This is a genomic window from Escherichia sp. KS167_9B (assembly GCF_030295215.1).
In the GTDB taxonomy this organism is placed as follows: domain Bacteria; phylum Pseudomonadota; class Gammaproteobacteria; order Enterobacterales; family Enterobacteriaceae; genus Escherichia; species Escherichia coli_F.
Genome location: NZ_AP025754.1, coordinates 2,155,390 through 2,170,996 on the forward strand (window position 1 = coordinate 2,155,390; position 15,607 = coordinate 2,170,996).

Consider the following 15,607-nt stretch of genomic DNA (forward strand, 5'->3'; position numbering starts at 1 on the left):
AGATTGTACCTTTCCGTTTCACATTGATTCGATTCGCAATTCGTTTGTAGTGAGTACACCAGCAAAACGCTTAAAGAACCACTGATAACATCACGCAGCGTCTGAAAGGTTTACTGCGAGCAGAATTACGCAGATAAACTGAATCTAGCAAAGTTCGTTGCGCTATTTGGCGGTGGTATTTAAACGATCATGAGATTAATGACGAACTGGTCATATCGCAATGATAAAAGTGACACAATTCTTATAGCAATTTTTCGTGCACATTTCGTTCTGGCGATAATAATTAATCATCATACTCAAAACCTCCAGACATATATAAGGCGAATAGATTATGAGTGAAAACGATATCATTATCAGAACTCATTATAAGTCTCCTCATAGAGTGCACATCGATAGCGACATACCAACGCCTTCAGCAGAGCCTATTAATCAATTTGCGCGCCAGCTCATCACCCTACTTGATAGCTCTGATTTAAGTTCGATGCTGTCATACTGTGTTACTCAGGAATTTACCGCAAGCTGTCGAAAAATATCACAAAATTGTTATTCCACTGCCCTTTTTATCATTAACTTTGCCACTTCCCCCATCCATGCAGAAAATATACTCATTACATTACACTATAAAAAAGAAATCATTTCCTTACTTCTGGAAACCACGCCCATTAAAGCTAACCATTTGCGAAGCATACTGGATTATATTGAACAGGAACAGTCAACTGCCGAAAAACGTAACCATTGCATGAAGCTGTCAAAAAACATCCATAGAGAAAAAACTATACAACCAACAGTAAATCTCAATGGTAGTGCATTTTTTTTGCAATCTCCTTCTGACGCTATTTTTTGTCGCCATCTGTCATTACAATACGCCCTTGATTCATTGGGAAATGGAAAAGGCAAAGTCAACCTGATTAAACATTACTCCTCCGTTGAATCCATACAGCAGCATGTCCCTATTGTCCGGGACGCGGAGTTCAGAGCATTACTTCGCCATCCTCCTGCAGGGAGTCGCGTTATCGCGAGTAAGGATTTTGGCTTCGCTTTAGATATTTTCTTCTGTCGGATGATGGCAAACAATGTCAGTCATATGTCCGCGATTTTATATATAGACAATCATACTTTGTCAGTAAGGCTACGAATAAAGCAGTCAGCGTATGGACAATTAAATTATGTTGTGTCCGTTTACGACCCGAACGATACCAACGTTGCTGTCAGAGGCACCCACAGGACAGCACGGGGCTTTCTCTCGCTTGATAAGTTCATCAGTTCAGGTCCCGATGCTCAGACCTGGGCTGATATGTATGTTCGCAACTGTGCAATTGCTATTCTGCCTCTATTACCTGAGGGAGTTCCAGGGGCAATTTTCGCGGGTGTTGCGACACGAATGCCATTTGCCCCTATACATCCATCGGCAATGTTGTTAATAATGGCCACAGGCCAGACTCAACAGCTTATTACATTATTCAAACAGTTACCCATACTCCCTGAAAAAGAAATCATTGAAATAATAACTGCGCAGAATAGCGTTGGTACACCTGCTTTATTTCTGGCTATGATGAACGGACATACTGACAACGTAAAAATATTTATGCAAGAAATTCAGTCACTGGTAGATAATCATATCATTCATGAAGATAATCTGGTTAAATTACTGCAAACTAAAAGTGCTAACGAAACACCTGGACTCTATATCTCCATGTTGTATGGATTCGATGAAATAATCAATATCTTCCTTAATACATTAACCACTCCAATAGCACAAGAGCTTTTAAACAAAAAGCTGGTAATGGATATTTTAGCAATGAAAATACACGACGGTGAACCAGGATTATTCGCTGCAATGGAAAATAATCACCCTTTGTGTGTCACACGGTTCCTCTCAAAAATTTATGGAATCGCCTTTAAATATAACCTCAGTAAAATTAACATCATGGATTTATTAAAAGGCGCAACAGCACATGGAACCCCTGCTTTATACATCGCCATGAGCAAGGGTAATGAAGACGTCGTGCTATCTTATATATCGACGCTGTGTACTTTTGCAAAAAAATATTCTTTTAGTCAACATCAGTTATTCACACTGTTGGCCGCTAAAAATCATGACAACATATCAGCTGTTCATATAGCCATTCATCATAATCATTATAAAACGGTAGAAACATATTATGCAACTATAAATGTAATCAGCCAAAGCCTGAGCTTTAGTCCAGATGAACTACAGGCGTATTTATAACTAAATATTTACGATGTATATGTTGATACATATACTTTAAACTCAATAACAGTGACCGGGTGCACAACGCCACCCGACGGCTGCAATTGCAAAAAATCCCTTGTTGCCTGTCCCTTTTGTTACACTCCGTTATCACGCACAAGAGATATGCAGGACACTGGTATGCCGACTAAACGCTTTGATAAAAAACACTGGAAGATGGTGGTGGTGCTACTGGCAATCTGTGGCGCTATGTTGTTGCTACGTTGGGCAGCAATGATTTGGGGCTGAGCAGTGACAAACGAAAACAGCCAGACCGCATACTACGGTCCGGCAGATAATGTTACATGCTGTAGCCCAGCGATAAGGTTGTCCGACGATCGGTATGTTCCGGTGCAGACTCTGGAGGTTCAGAGTTCCATGTGACGTTGTAAGCCACCTTCAGTCCAAAATGTTCATTAATAGCAACATTTAATGCGCTTTCAGAGTTCAGCGTTGTGTCTTCCGCGCCAAAGACGGAAACACCCTGCGTAAATTTAGCGTTGTCAGTCAACTGCCATGCATAAGCCCCGGAGGCATAACCCAGCGGCTGGGTTTCACTGGCATTGTCGGTATATTTGTCGTAACGCACACCTGGACCGAATTCAAAGCGGAAACTGTGTACCGGGCCATTCAAAAACTGGCGACCATAACCCGCGGTCAACACATCGCGCTCTCGATAGCCGTTATAACGGTCTGTCAGCCAGCTTGCCTGCCCAAATAAATAGTCATAATCAGTTAAATTAAAACGGCTACGCCCGCCCGCCGCATATTTTTCTGAAGAACGCTCATCATTAGAAGAAGTATTACTGGCGTTCCCCCACAGCGACCAGGCAGTGGTTTGTCCATACCAGGTCATGGTGGTGTCAGCCGTAAGTGAGGAGCTTTTCGTATTGCCTGATTGTGCAAGATATCCTGCGTTCAGATTACCTTCGAAAGGTTTTTTAGCGCTGGCAGGATCGTCCATGACAGTAAAAACGGAATCATCGGCAGCTGCATTCAGTGACGCAAACATGCCCCCCGCCAACATAACGATGGCAGGAACTGTCTTCAAAAGCTTCATTTATCAAGAGTCCGTACAACAAAAAAAGAGACCTTCGCGGTCCCGGAAACTTTCTTAAGGATCAAAGATTAGCGTCCCTGGAAAGGTAACGAATTATAAAAAGGCGCGAATAACTTAGCAATGTATTCTTATTTCATTTTTTGAATAAGCATGTGGCGAAAACAGATTTTTATTTATATATATTTATCTGCAAAATTTTAAATAAAGCTCTAATAAATCATATTGTTAATTTCTTCACTTTCCGCTGATTCGGTGCCAGACTGAAATCAGCCTATAGGAGGAAATGATGGTACGTATCTATACGTTGACACTTGCGCCCTCTCTCGATAGCGCAACAATTACCCCGCAAATTTATCCCGAAGGAAAGCTGCGCTGTACCGCACCGGTATTCGAACCCGGAGGCGGCGGCATCAACGTCGCCCGCGCCATTGCCCATCTTGGAGGCAGTGCCACAGCGATCTTCCCGGCGGGTGGTGCGACCGGCGAACATCTGGTTTCACTGTTGGCAGATGAAAATGTCCCCGTCGCTACTGTAAAAGCCAAAGACTGGACCCGGCAGAATTTACACGTACATGTGGAAGCAAGCGGTGAGCAGTATCGTTTTGTCATGCCAGGCGCGGCATTAAGTGAAGATGAGTTTCGCCAGCTTGAAGAGCAAGTTCTGGAAATTGAATCCGGTGCTATCCTGGTCATAAGCGGAAGCCTGCCGCCAGGTGTGAAGCTAGAAAAATTAACCCAACTGATTTCCGCTGCGCAAAACCAAGGGATCCGCTGTATCGTCGACAGTTCTGGCGAAGCGTTAAGTGCAGCACTGGCGATTGGTAACATCGAGTTGGTTAAGCCTAACCAAAAAGAACTCAGTGCGCTGGTGAATCGCGAACTCACCCAGCCAGACGATGTCCGCAAAGCCGCGCAGGAAATCGTTAATAGCGGCAAGGCCAAACGAGTTGTCGTTTCCCTGGGTCCACAAGGGGCGCTGGGCGTTGATAGTGAAAACTGCATTCAGGTTGTGCCACCACCGGTGAAAAGCCAGAGCACCGTTGGCGCTGGTGACAGCATGGTCGGCGCGATGACACTGAAACTGGCAGAAAATGCCTCTCTTGAAGAGATGGTCCGTTTTGGCGTAGCTGCGGGGAGTGCAGCCACACTCAATCAGGGAACACGCCTGTGCTCCCATGACGATACACAAAAAATTTACGCTTACCTTTCCCGCTAACTGAAACATTCCCCCTGCATAGGGGGAATCACCACCAACCTGTCGGCAACGCGTTTCTCCGACTATGCTCAAAAATCATGTGATAACAAAGGGGTGAACTATGGCCAGTGGCGATCTTGTCCGTTATGTCATAACCGTCATGTTGCACGAGGATACATTGACTGAAATTAACGAGTTGAATAATTACCTGACTCGCGACGGTTTTTTGCTCACCATGACGGATGATGATGGAAATATCCATGAGCTGGGGACTAACACTTTTGGACTTATCAGTACCCAAAGTGAAGAAGAAATTAGAGAACTGGTTTCGGGGCTTACCCAAAGTGCAACCGGCAAAGATCCTGAAATCACCATCACGACCTGGGAGGAATGGAATAGCAACAGAAAATAAATGGTTTTTGGGCAATAATCAGTCTGTGGTGTGCGTTAGCTCGTGTTTTTACACCGCATTCTTGCGCTAACCTTATGATCTGGCAGACAACATGGGAGAGACATCATGTGGCAGGCAATCAGTCGTCTTTTGAGCGAGCAGTTAGGTGAAGGCGAAATCGAACTGCGTAATGAACTGCCTGGCGGAGAAGTCCATGCCGCATGGCATTTGCGCTATGCAGGACGTGACTTTTTCGTCAAATGTGATGAAAGGGAACTGCTTCCCGGTTTTACCGCCGAAGCCGACCAACTGGAGTTACTGTCGCGTAGTAAAACCGTCACCGTGCCTAAGATTTGGGCAGTTGGCGCTGACCGTGACTACAGTTTTCTGGTGATGGATTATCTCCCACCTCGCCCGCTGGATGCGCATAGCGCATTTATTCTTGGTCAGCAAATTGCGCGTTTACATCAATGGAGCGACCAACCGCAATTTGGCCTCGATTTCGATAACGCGCTCTCCACAACTCCCCAGCCCAACACCTGGCAACGTCGCTGGTCAACTTTTTTTGCTGAACAACGGATTGGCTGGCAGCTGGAACTGGCGGCAGAAAAAGGGATCGCTTTCGGCAATATCGATGCCATCGTCGAGCATATTCAGCAGCGTCTGGCCTCGCATCAACCGCAGCCTTCTCTGTTGCACGGCGATTTATGGTCCGGCAACTGTGCGCTGGGTCCGGATGGCCCGTACATTTTCGACCCGGCCTGCTACTGGGGTGACCGAGAGTGCGACCTGGCGATGTTACCGCTGCATACTGAACAGCCGCCACAAATCTATGACGGCTATCAGTCAGTATCCCCGCTACCTGCCGATTTCCTTGAACGTCAACCGGTTTACCAACTCTACACGCTGTTAAATCGTGCAAGGTTATTTGGCGGTCAGCATTTGGTTATTGCTCAGCAGTCACTGGATAGATTATTAGCAGCATAATATGGGGTGAGGATAATGGCCGCTCCGTGCGGCCTTTTGATTAAATAAACCCCAGCAGAGAAAAGAACACATAACCTGCAGCAATACAAATAACCGGCAGGATATACAGCGAGAAAAACTGCAGGAAAATAGTATGGTGCGGGACAACAATACGTGACTCAATCTGTTCGCGTGTTAGCCCCTCTTCCCCTTTGGCTTTTTCCAGAATGAGTTGATCTTCAACACCTTCCCGCAAGAAACGCGCCTGGCGACTCATCCGGGCACCGGAGTCCTGCAACGCCAGTCCGACAAAAATCAGGATGAAAATCACCCAGAACATAACGTTCACGCCACCATTAAAATTGGGCGTCGGGGAGTTATACCAGAACAGATTCAAAAAAGGCGTATTCGCCTGCATCATATCGATCATGACATGAGTAAAGTCGAGCATGACCGCATTAATGCCTTCCTGGTTTTCCTGCCGGGTATTCATAAATTTCAGCAAAGAAATCAATGTAGAGATCAATGCAGGTATAAAAATCACCCAACCTAAAATCCTTTTCAAAACAGCAATGCGTCCAGCTTGTTGATACGTCATGAGTTCTCCTTGATTAAGACGCGTCGTTTCACTTAGTTTACCTGTAGATATCTGTTTTCGCCCATTCTTTAAAGGCGATATGATAGGCGCTTAATCATAAGCACGGCTTAATACCTTACACATAATGCTCTAAAGGAGAGGTTGTAATGTCAACCCCGCGTCAGATTCTTGCTGCAATTTTTGATATGGATGGATTACTTATCGACTCAGAACCTTTATGGGATCGAGCTGAACTGGATGTGATGGCAAGCCTGGGGGTGGATATCTCCCGTCGTAACGAGCTGCCGGACACCTTAGGTTTACGCATCGATATGGTGGTCGATCTTTGGTACGCCCGGCAACCCTGGAATGGTCCAAGCCGTCAGGAAGTAGTAGAACGGGTTATTGCTCGTGCCATTTCACTGGTTGAAGAGACACGCCCATTATTGCCAGGCGTGCGTGAAGCCGTTGAGTTATGCAAAGAACAAGGTTTATCGGTGGGACTGGCCTCCGCGTCACCACTACATATGCTGGAAAAAGTTTTGACCATGTTTGACTTACGCGACAGTTTCGATGCCCTCGCCTCGGCTGAAAAATTGCCTTACAGCAAACCGCATCCGCAAGTATATCTCGACTGCGCAGCAAAACTGGGCGTTGACCCACTGACCTGCGTAGCGCTGGAAGATTCGGTAAATGGCATGATCGCCTCTAAAGCAGCCCGCATGCGTTCCATCGTCGTTCCTGCGCCAGAAGCGCAAAATGATCCACGTTTTGTATTAGCAAACGTCAAACTCTCATCGCTGACAGAACTCACCGCAAAAGACCTTCTCGGTTAATAACCAAGGGCAGTTATCACGCTGCCCCTGGTTCTTTATCTGAATTTGCATTCAACTGGCGGATTAATCGTCAATTTAAGATAAAGAGTTACACCGTCACTACTTCCGTGCACTGTATAAAAATCCTATACTGTACGTATCGACAGTTTAGTGAGTTTTATCATGACGGCGGAAGGTCACCTTCTCTTTTCTATTGCTTGTGCGGTATTTGCCAAAAATGCCGAGCTGACGCCCGTGCTGGCACAGGGTGACTGGTGGCATATTGTCCCTTCCGCAATCCTGACGTGTTTGTTACCGGACATCGATCACCCAAAGTCGTTTCTTGGGCAGCGATTAAAGTGGATATCAAAACCGATCGCCCGCGCTTTTGGGCATCGTGGTTTTACCCACAGTCTGCTGGCGGTATTTGCGCTGCTGGCAACCTTTTACCTTAAGGTTCCTGAAAGCTGGTTTATTCCTGCTGATGCGTTGCAGGGAATGGTACTGGGTTATTTGAGCCACATACTTGCCGATATGCTGACACCCGCCGGTGTTCCCCTGCTCTGGCCATGCCGCTGGCGTTTCCGCTTGCCTATCCTGGTTCCCCAAAAGGGCAACCAACTGGAACGTTTTATCTGCATGGCATTATTTGTCTGGTCGGTATGGATGCCCCATTCATTACCCGAAAACAGCGCTGTTCGTTGGTCATCGCAAATGATCAATACCTTGCAGATCCAGTTTCATCGGCTTATTAAGCATCAGGTTGAATACTAAAAAGGCAAAAATCGCCTTTCTGGAATAAGCAATTCCATTTGAATATAAGAGCCAGCTCACAGTTCTGTTAATCTTGCGCCAACACTATTACTGCTACGCAGTGATAGAAATAATAAGATCAGGAGAACGGGGATGAACTTTCCATTAATTGCGAACATCGTGGTGTTCGTTGTACTGCTGTTTGCGCTGGCTCAGACCCGCCATAAACAGTGGAGTCTGGCGAAAAAAGTGCTGGTGGGTCTGGTGATGGGTGTGGTTTTTGGCCTCGCCCTGCATACCATTTATGGTTCTGACAGCCAGGTACTTAAAGATTCTGTACAGTGGTTTAACATCGTTGGTAACGGCTATGTTCAACTGCTGCAAATGATCGTTATGCCGTTAGTCTTCGCCTCTATTCTGAGCGCGGTTGCCCGTCTGCATAACGCATCACAGTTAGGCAAAATCAGTTTTCTGACCATCGGAACGCTTTTGTTTACCACGCTGATTGCGGCGCTGGTCGGTGTGCTGGTCACCAACCTGTTTGGTTTGACGGCTGAAGGTCTGGTTCAGGGTGGTGCAGAAACTGCACGTTTGAACGCCATCGAAAGTAACTATGTTGGTAAAGTCTCTGACCTGAGCGTTCCGCAGCTGGTCTTGTCCTTTATCCCGAAAAACCCGTTTGCCGATCTGACCGGAGCCAATCCGACGTCAATTATCAGCGTGGTAATTTTTGCCGCATTCCTCGGCGTAGCTGCGCTGAAGCTGCTGAAGGATGATGCGCCGAAAGGTGAACGCGTCTTAACCGCTATCGATACCCTGCAAAGCTGGGTGATGAAACTGGTTCGCCTGGTCATGCAGCTGACCCCTTACGGCGTTCTGGCGCTGATGACCAAAGTGGTTGCAGGTTCTAACCTGCAAGACATCATCAAACTGGGTAGTTTCGTTGTCGCGTCCTACCTCGGTCTTCTGATTATGTTTGCAGTGCATGGCCTTCTGCTGGGCATTAATGGCGTGAGCCCGCTGAAGTACTTCCGTAAGGTATGGCCAGTACTGACGTTTGCCTTTACCAGCCGTTCCAGTGCTGCGTCTATCCCGCTTAATGTGGAAGCACAAACGCGTCGACTCGGTGTTCCTGAATCCATCGCCAGTTTCGCCGCCTCTTTCGGTGCGACCATTGGTCAGAACGGCTGTGCCGGTTTGTATCCGGCAATGCTGGCGGTGATGGTTGCGCCTACGGTTGGCATTAACCCGCTGGACCCGATGTGGATTGCGACGCTGGTCGGTATTGTTACCGTTAGTTCCGCAGGCGTTGCCGGTGTCGGTGGTGGCGCAACTTTCGCCGCACTGATTGTGCTGCCTGCGATGGGCCTGCCTGTAACGCTGGTGGCATTGTTAATCTCCGTTGAACCGCTTATCGACATGGGCCGTACGGCGCTAAACGTTAGTGGCTCGATGACCGCTGGCACGCTGACCAGCCAGTGGCTGAAGCAAACCGATAAAGCCATTCTGGATAGCGAAGACGACGCCGAACTGGCACACCGTTAATTCTTATGCTGGCAACGGTCCGTTTTGTATAGGGGCCGTTGCCTTACTTTTTAAATGTTCCATCGCGGCGATGCATACTGACTCATATTTAAACAGATCGTCAGCGAAAAAAATGGCTAACTTATCAATACATTCCTGACTCAATGAATGTGCTTGTAGCGAGAAGCTTAAAACCTCATACCCAAGACGTTTTCTAAGTGAACTATCTGAAATACTCATAATCTCTTCAAGCACACCACTTCCCATTCCCGGAAGATTCAGTGGATTAAAAAGAAGATTGACATTAAGCATTGATATTACCGAAGGAAACTTTAGGAGACTCTCATTTTTTTGAATCGCAGCAAAAATGCTCCCAACAGGATGTATATAATTTTGTTCATAGTATATCGTTCTTAAATACTGAATAACCAACCTGTTTTTTATATTGATCAAATTGGTCATTTTTTCTGGTCGGAATTCACAGGTAAAATCCATCCCAACAAAATTCTCATTAATACCTCTTATCCTAATTTCACTACCATAAAGATTATTAATTATCACTCTATATTTAACATTGTCCTGCAGATATGTATCAAAACTAAGTGCTGGCGCTCCTGGCTTTGAGGCATCATAGTTAATGTTAGACATATAGGTAATCATATAATTGAAGTTTGATTCTGCTATTTCATCGCAGGCACATTGACCCGTTGATATAAAGAAAGTGAGTGCTGTCATGGTAGACTGCAGCCTTTCTTTAAAAGAGTTGAAGGCAAGGTTTTTAATATTTAAATTACCATAATCACTCTGTATTAAGTTTGTAGAAAACATCTCCCACCTCGTATTTCAACAAAATTATTATCTCATTTGAATCTAAGCAATTTACAATATAAGTTTAATGGCAACGCCACAGGATGAACTATCAAAAATAGCTCATTCTGATTAGCTAAACTTAACTATTATAAAATAAATAAACAATTAAAGAAAAAAGATCACTTATTTATAGCAATAGATCGTCAAAGGCAGCTTTTTGTTACAGGTGATTTGAATGAATGTTGCATCGAAATACAGAATTTCAGGCCATGTAACTCCCGGCCAAACCGGGAGGTACGTAATCCTTACTCAGTCACTTCCCCTTCCTGGCGGATCTGATTTGCCCAACGCTGGGCGGATTCAGGCACAGTAAACGCCGGTGAGCGCAGAAATGACTCTCCCATCAGTACAAACGCAACATATTTGCCACGCAGCATCCAGACATCACGAAACGAATCCATCTTTATCGCATGTTCTGGCGGCGCGGGTTCCGTGCGTGGGACATAGCTAATAATCTGGCGGTTTTGCTGACGGAGCGGTTTCTTCATTACTGGCTTCACTAAACGCATATTAAAAATCAGAAAAACTGTAGTTTAGCCGATTTAGCCCCTGTACGTCCCGCTTTGCGTGTATTTCATAACACCGTTTCCAGAATAGTCTCCGAAGCGGGATCTGGCTGGTGGTCTATAGTTAGAGAGTTTTTTGACCAAAACAGCGGCCCTTTCAGTAATACATTAAGGAGACGAGTTCAATGTCGCAACATAACGAAAAGAACCCACATCAGCACCAGTCACCACTACACGATTCCAGCGAAGCGAAACCGGGGATGGACTCACTGGCACCTGAGGACGGATCTCATCGTCCAGCGGCTGAACCAACACCGCCAGGTGCACAACCTACCGCCCCAGGGAGTCTGAAAGCCCCTGATACGCGTAACGAAAAACTTAATTCTCTGGAAGACGTACGCAAAGGCAGTGAAAATTATGCGCTGACCACTAATCAGGGTGTGCGCATCGCCGACGATCAAAACTCACTGCGCGCCGGTAACCGTGGTCCAACGCTGCTGGAAGATTTTATTCTGCGCGAGAAAATCACTCACTTTGACCATGAGCGCATCCCGGAACGTATTGTTCATGCACGCGGCTCAGCCGCTCACGGTTATTTCCAGCCATATAAAAGCTTAAGCGATATCACCAAAGCGGATTTTCTGTCAGACCCCAACAAAATTACCCCGGTCTTTGTCCGATTCTCCACCGTTCAGGGTGGTGCTGGCTCTGCTGATACCGTGCGTGATATCCGTGGCTTTGCCACCAAGTTCTATACTGAAGAGGGTATTTTTGACCTTGTTGGCAATAACACGCCGATCTTCTTTATTCAGGATGCGCATAAATTCCCTGATTTTGTTCATGCGGTAAAACCAGAACCGCACTGGGCAATCCCACAAGGGCAAAGCGCCCACGATACTTTCTGGGATTATGTTTCTCTGCAACCTGAAACTCTGCACAACGTGATGTGGGCGATGTCGGATCGCGGGATCCCGCGCAGTTACCGCACCATGGAAGGCTTCGGTATTCACACCTTCCGCCTGATTAATGCCGAAGGGAAGGCAACGTTCGTACGTTTCCACTGGAAACCACTGGCAGGTAAAGCCTCACTCGTTTGGGATGAAGCACAAAAACTAACCGGACGTGACCCGGACTTCCACCGCCGCGAGTTGTGGGAAGCCATCGAAGCAGGCGATTTTCCGGAATACGAACTGGGCTTCCAGTTGATTCCTGAAGAAGATGAATTCAAGTTTGACTTCGATCTTCTCGATCCAACCAAACTCATCCCGGAAGAACTGGTACCCGTTCAGCGTGTTGGCAAAATGGTGCTCAATCGCAACCCGGATAACTTCTTTGCCGAAAACGAACAGGCGGCTTTCCATCCTGGGCATATTGTCCCCGGTCTGGATTTCACCAACGATCCGCTGTTGCAGGGGCGTTTGTTCTCTTATACCGATACACAAATCAGTCGTCTTGGCGGACCAAATTTCCATGAGATTCCGATTAACCGCCCGACCTGCCCTTACCATAATTTCCAGCGTGACGGCATGCATCGTATGGGGATCGACACTAACCCGGCGAATTATGAACCGAACTCGATCAACGATAACTGGCCGCGCGAAACACCGCCGGGGCCGAAACGTGGCGGTTTTGAATCATACCAGGAACGCGTGGAAGGAAATAAAGTTCGCGAGCGCAGTCCATCGTTTGGCGAATATTATTCCCATCCGCGTCTGTTCTGGCTAAGTCAGACGCCATTCGAGCAGCGCCATGTTGTCGATGGTTTCAGCTTTGAGTTAAGCAAAGTAGTTCGTCCGTATATTCGTGAGCGCGTTGTTGACCAGCTGGCGCATATTGATCTCACTCTGGCCCAGGCGGTGGCGAAAAATCTCGGTATCGAACTGACTGACGACCAGCTGAATATCACCCCGCCTCCGGACGTCAACGGTCTGAAAAAGGATCCATCCTTAAGTCTGTACGCCATTCCTGACGGTGATGTAAAAGGTCGCGTGGTAGCGATTTTGCTTAATGATGAAGTGAGATCGGCAGACCTTCTGGCCATTCTCAAGGCGCTGAAGGCCAAAGGCGTTCATGCCAAACTGCTCTACTCCCGAATGGGTGAAGTGACTGCGGATGACGGTACGGTGCTGCCGATAGCCGCTACATTTGCCGGAGCGCCTTCGCTGACGGTCGATGCGGTTATTGTCCCTTGCGGCAATATCGCGGATATCGCTGACAACGGCGATGCCAACTACTACCTGATGGAAGCCTACAAACACCTTAAACCGATTGCGCTGGCGGGAGACGCGCGCAAGTTTAAAGCAACAATCAAGGTCGCTGACCAGGGTGAAGAAGGGATTGTGGAAGCTGACAGCGCCGATGGTAGTTTTATGGATGAACTGTTAACGCTGATGGCAGCACACCGCGTGTGGTCACGCATTCCTAAGATTGACAAAATCCCGGCGTAAATATGGATAAGGTCACGCCCCCTGGGGAGTGACCTTACCACCTTACTTACACATCAAGATAACTACCCAACCGATAACCACGCTCAGCAATCGCATATTTCAACGACGCTGAAGTCAGCACATCCAGTTCCGTTAACCGAGGGAAGCAATAAGCACTCTGGCGAATCGTATTATCGATAAACGCCGGGTGGCACATCACTTCCAGAGAGCGCTCGCCGCGATGACTGGAGTCATCAAGCACTTGCAGGAACAGTGTCTCGCTAATCTCTTCACCATAAAACGCGCTACTGAATCCCTGCGAACTGCGCAGATTAGCCGGTAAATCACCAACGTTAGACAGCGGCTGACGGTCGATGCGCAACGCTATCCCCTCTTCAGCCGCAAACCTGGCAACAATCGGGAAAATCTGCGGGAACATATGCACATGATGATGGCTATCAAGATGCGTAGGTTTGCGTCCAAATAGCTCAATGAAACGCAAATACTGACTGGCGAGCTCCTGAGTAATTTCTTCCAGCGGTAAAGCATCTTCTTCTGCCAACTGCCAGATCCATTTTCCCAGCACACCATCGCGGGTTAACCCCGGCATAGCTGTCAGTGCCTTGCCCATAGTAAGGACAAAGTGCATCCCTATGGCCAGACTCGGTTCATCACGACTCAACTGCACTGCATGGTCAATAGCCTGCCCATTCACCAGCGCCGTCGTCGACGTGACAATCCCATTGCGACAGGCCTCGATAATGCCGTAGTTCTGACCTTTGCTTAAGCCAAAATCATCGGCATTAACAATCAGTAAGCGTTCCATAATCAGCCTCGGTTAATGTGCTTTTTTAAGCTCTGCGATGCAGTCGGCAAAATTTGGCAGCCATTTCTCGTGCGCCAGAATCATCTCGCGTGCCAGCAGCTCAGCATCGCGATCGGAATGCACCAACGGACTAAGGTTTAGCGCCAGTAACACATCGTTAAATTCCCCGCTAAGTGCGGCGTTGCTGGCAGCAATCTCGAAGCCTTTGATGGTGTGAATCAGCCCCATCACTTTATCATCGAAATGCGTAATGCGCGGATGTGGCGTCGCGCCATCGCGCCCCAGCGTACAGGTCATTTCTACCGCCCAGTCTGCCGGAATATTATCAATATGCCCATGATGCGGGATATTAACGTAATGTTCTGCTTGCTTGTCGTTGTAGATAGCGTTGATCACTTCGCACGCTGCATCAGAGTAATAAGCCCCACCGCGCTGTTCCAGCTCTTTCGGCTTAACATTCAACTCCGGGTTTTTATATAGCTCAAAAAGTTGTTTCTCGACTTTCTGTACTACCTGCGCTCGTGCGCCGCCTTTGTAGTATTCGCCCATTTCAATAGCCAGCATCTCTTTTTGCTTGAAGTAATAAAGCAAATAAGAACACGGCAACAGATTCAGAGAACGAATTAAGCCTTCGCTAAATGGCAGATCGAAAATATTTTTAACGCCAGATGCTTTTAACTGCCCGGATGCCACACCATCAAGCAATTCGGCAAAGCGTGATTTGCCATTTACCAGCACATCCTTAATGAACACCATATGGTTGAGGCCGAACAAATCGATAGATAAATCATCGCTGTCTTTCAGCATCAGAACATCGCGAATAAACATCTTCATGCCGATCGGAATATTACACACGCCGATAAAGCGTTTAAATCCGGTATGACGATAAACGGCTTCAGTGACCATTCCCGCCGGGTTAGTGAAGTTAATCACCCATGCATTCGGACAAAGTTCTTCGACATCTTTTACGATGTCAAAAATCACCGGAATGGTACGCAGACCTTTAAACAAACCGCCCGCGCCGTTAGTTTCCTGACCAAGATAACCATGACTTAATGGAATACGTTCATCCAGTTCGCGCGCCGGTAATTGGCCTACGCGCAGTTGGGTAGTAACGAAATCAGCATCTTTCAATGCTTCGCGGCGATCCAGCGTTTTATAAAGCTTCATCGGGACGCCAGCGTTATCAATCATCCGTTGGCAGAGATCAAAAATAATATCCAGTTTCTCTTTACCATCTTCGACATCCACCAGCCATAATTCGCTGACCGGCAATTCGTGATAACGCTTAATAAATCCTTCCAGTAATTCCGGGGTATAGCTGCTCCCGCCACCAATAGTGACGACTTTTAATATCTGGTTCATAAACTCTCCCTTCAGTACAGAGTACTGATATCTGGCATATCTGCCCCCCCGGACATAAATAATCCAGCAACAGGACAGATAT

General features: G+C 47.1%; 15 protein-coding genes. 9 read left to right on the forward strand and 6 right to left on the reverse strand.

Going from position 1 to position 15,607, the window contains the following annotated elements; genetic code table 11:
- Positions 1–331: 331 nt before the first annotated feature.
- Positions 332–2,230, forward strand: a complete 1,899-nt coding sequence (gene espL1 / locus QUE34_RS10835) for a type III secretion system effector EspL1 (RefSeq protein ID WP_105268616.1) — start codon at positions 332–334, stop codon at positions 2,228–2,230.
- Positions 2,231–2,392: 162 nt separating this feature from the next.
- A complete protein-coding gene (gene yniD / locus QUE34_RS10840) occupies positions 2,393–2,500 on the forward strand; it encodes a small membrane protein YniD (protein ID WP_001142445.1) in 108 nt (35 codons plus the stop codon).
- Between the two features lie 52 nt (positions 2,501–2,552).
- Here the strand turns inward: yniD and QUE34_RS10845 are convergent, their stop codons facing one another.
- On the reverse strand, positions 2,553–3,311 hold the full coding sequence (locus QUE34_RS10845; protein WP_000771396.1) for a DUF481 domain-containing protein: 759 nt from the start codon (positions 3,309–3,311) through the stop codon (positions 2,553–2,555).
- 286 nt (positions 3,312–3,597) lie between these two features.
- On the opposite strand from QUE34_RS10845, the gene pfkB reads away from it, so the two are divergent.
- The 3 genes from pfkB (at position 3,598) to QUE34_RS10860 (ending at position 5,884) form a co-directional block, all read left to right on the forward strand.
- The gene (gene pfkB / locus QUE34_RS10850; protein WP_032303158.1) at positions 3,598–4,527 is read left to right on the forward strand and encodes a 6-phosphofructokinase II; all 930 of its coding nucleotides are present in this window, start codon (positions 3,598–3,600) and stop codon (positions 4,525–4,527) included.
- A gap of 100 nt (positions 4,528–4,627) precedes the next feature.
- Positions 4,628–4,918: a type V toxin-antitoxin system endoribonuclease antitoxin GhoS gene (gene ghoS / locus QUE34_RS10855; RefSeq protein ID WP_000146149.1), complete on the forward strand. Its 291-nt coding sequence runs from the start codon at positions 4,628–4,630 to the stop codon at positions 4,916–4,918.
- A gap of 105 nt (positions 4,919–5,023) precedes the next feature.
- Positions 5,024–5,884, forward strand: a complete 861-nt coding sequence (locus tag QUE34_RS10860; RefSeq protein ID WP_032303159.1) for a fructosamine kinase family protein — start codon at positions 5,024–5,026, stop codon at positions 5,882–5,884.
- Between the two features lie 40 nt (positions 5,885–5,924).
- Here QUE34_RS10860 and QUE34_RS10865 read toward each other — a convergent pair whose 3' ends face one another.
- Complete coding sequence (locus QUE34_RS10865; protein ID WP_000222172.1) at positions 5,925–6,461, reverse strand: YniB family protein; 537 nt, start codon at positions 6,459–6,461, stop codon at positions 5,925–5,927.
- Positions 6,462–6,607: 146 nt separating this feature from the next.
- On the opposite strand from QUE34_RS10865, the gene hxpB reads away from it, so the two are divergent.
- The 3 genes from hxpB (at position 6,608) to tcyP (ending at position 9,553) form a co-directional block, all read left to right on the forward strand.
- Positions 6,608–7,276, forward strand: coding sequence for a hexitol phosphatase HxpB (hxpB, locus tag QUE34_RS10870; RefSeq protein WP_032303160.1), 669 nt, complete (start codon positions 6,608–6,610; stop codon positions 7,274–7,276).
- Positions 7,277–7,438: 162 nt separating this feature from the next.
- Positions 7,439–8,029, forward strand: coding sequence for a metal-dependent hydrolase (locus tag QUE34_RS10875; RefSeq protein ID WP_001295408.1), 591 nt, complete (start codon positions 7,439–7,441; stop codon positions 8,027–8,029).
- Positions 8,030–8,161: 132 nt separating this feature from the next.
- On the forward strand, positions 8,162–9,553 hold the full coding sequence (tcyP, locus tag QUE34_RS10880) for a cystine/sulfocysteine:cation symporter (RefSeq protein ID WP_001010714.1): 1,392 nt from the start codon (positions 8,162–8,164) through the stop codon (positions 9,551–9,553).
- Between the two features lie 3 nt (positions 9,554–9,556).
- Here tcyP and QUE34_RS10885 read toward each other — a convergent pair whose 3' ends face one another.
- Together QUE34_RS10885 and cedA are read right to left on the reverse strand one after the other, a co-directional pair.
- Entirely contained in the window at positions 9,557–10,360 is an 804-nt protein-coding gene (locus tag QUE34_RS10885; protein ID WP_001354710.1) for a hypothetical protein, read from the reverse strand.
- A gap of 287 nt (positions 10,361–10,647) precedes the next feature.
- Positions 10,648–10,911 (reverse strand): cell division activator CedA, encoded by a 264-nt coding sequence (cedA, locus tag QUE34_RS10890; RefSeq protein ID WP_001241561.1) that lies wholly within the window; start codon positions 10,909–10,911, stop codon positions 10,648–10,650.
- A gap of 182 nt (positions 10,912–11,093) precedes the next feature.
- On the opposite strand from cedA, the gene katE reads away from it, so the two are divergent.
- A complete protein-coding gene (gene katE / locus QUE34_RS10895; RefSeq protein WP_032303161.1) occupies positions 11,094–13,355 on the forward strand; it encodes a catalase HPII in 2,262 nt (753 codons plus the stop codon).
- Between the two features lie 46 nt (positions 13,356–13,401).
- Here the strand turns inward: katE and chbG are convergent, their stop codons facing one another.
- Both chbG and celF read right to left on the reverse strand, forming a co-directional pair.
- Positions 13,402–14,160, reverse strand: a complete 759-nt coding sequence (gene chbG, locus QUE34_RS10900; protein WP_032184358.1) for a chitin disaccharide deacetylase — start codon at positions 14,158–14,160, stop codon at positions 13,402–13,404.
- A gap of 12 nt (positions 14,161–14,172) precedes the next feature.
- Complete coding sequence (gene celF, locus QUE34_RS10905) at positions 14,173–15,525, reverse strand: 6-phospho-beta-glucosidase (protein WP_103253667.1); 1,353 nt, start codon at positions 15,523–15,525, stop codon at positions 14,173–14,175.
- Between the last annotated feature and the right edge of the window lie 82 nt (positions 15,526–15,607).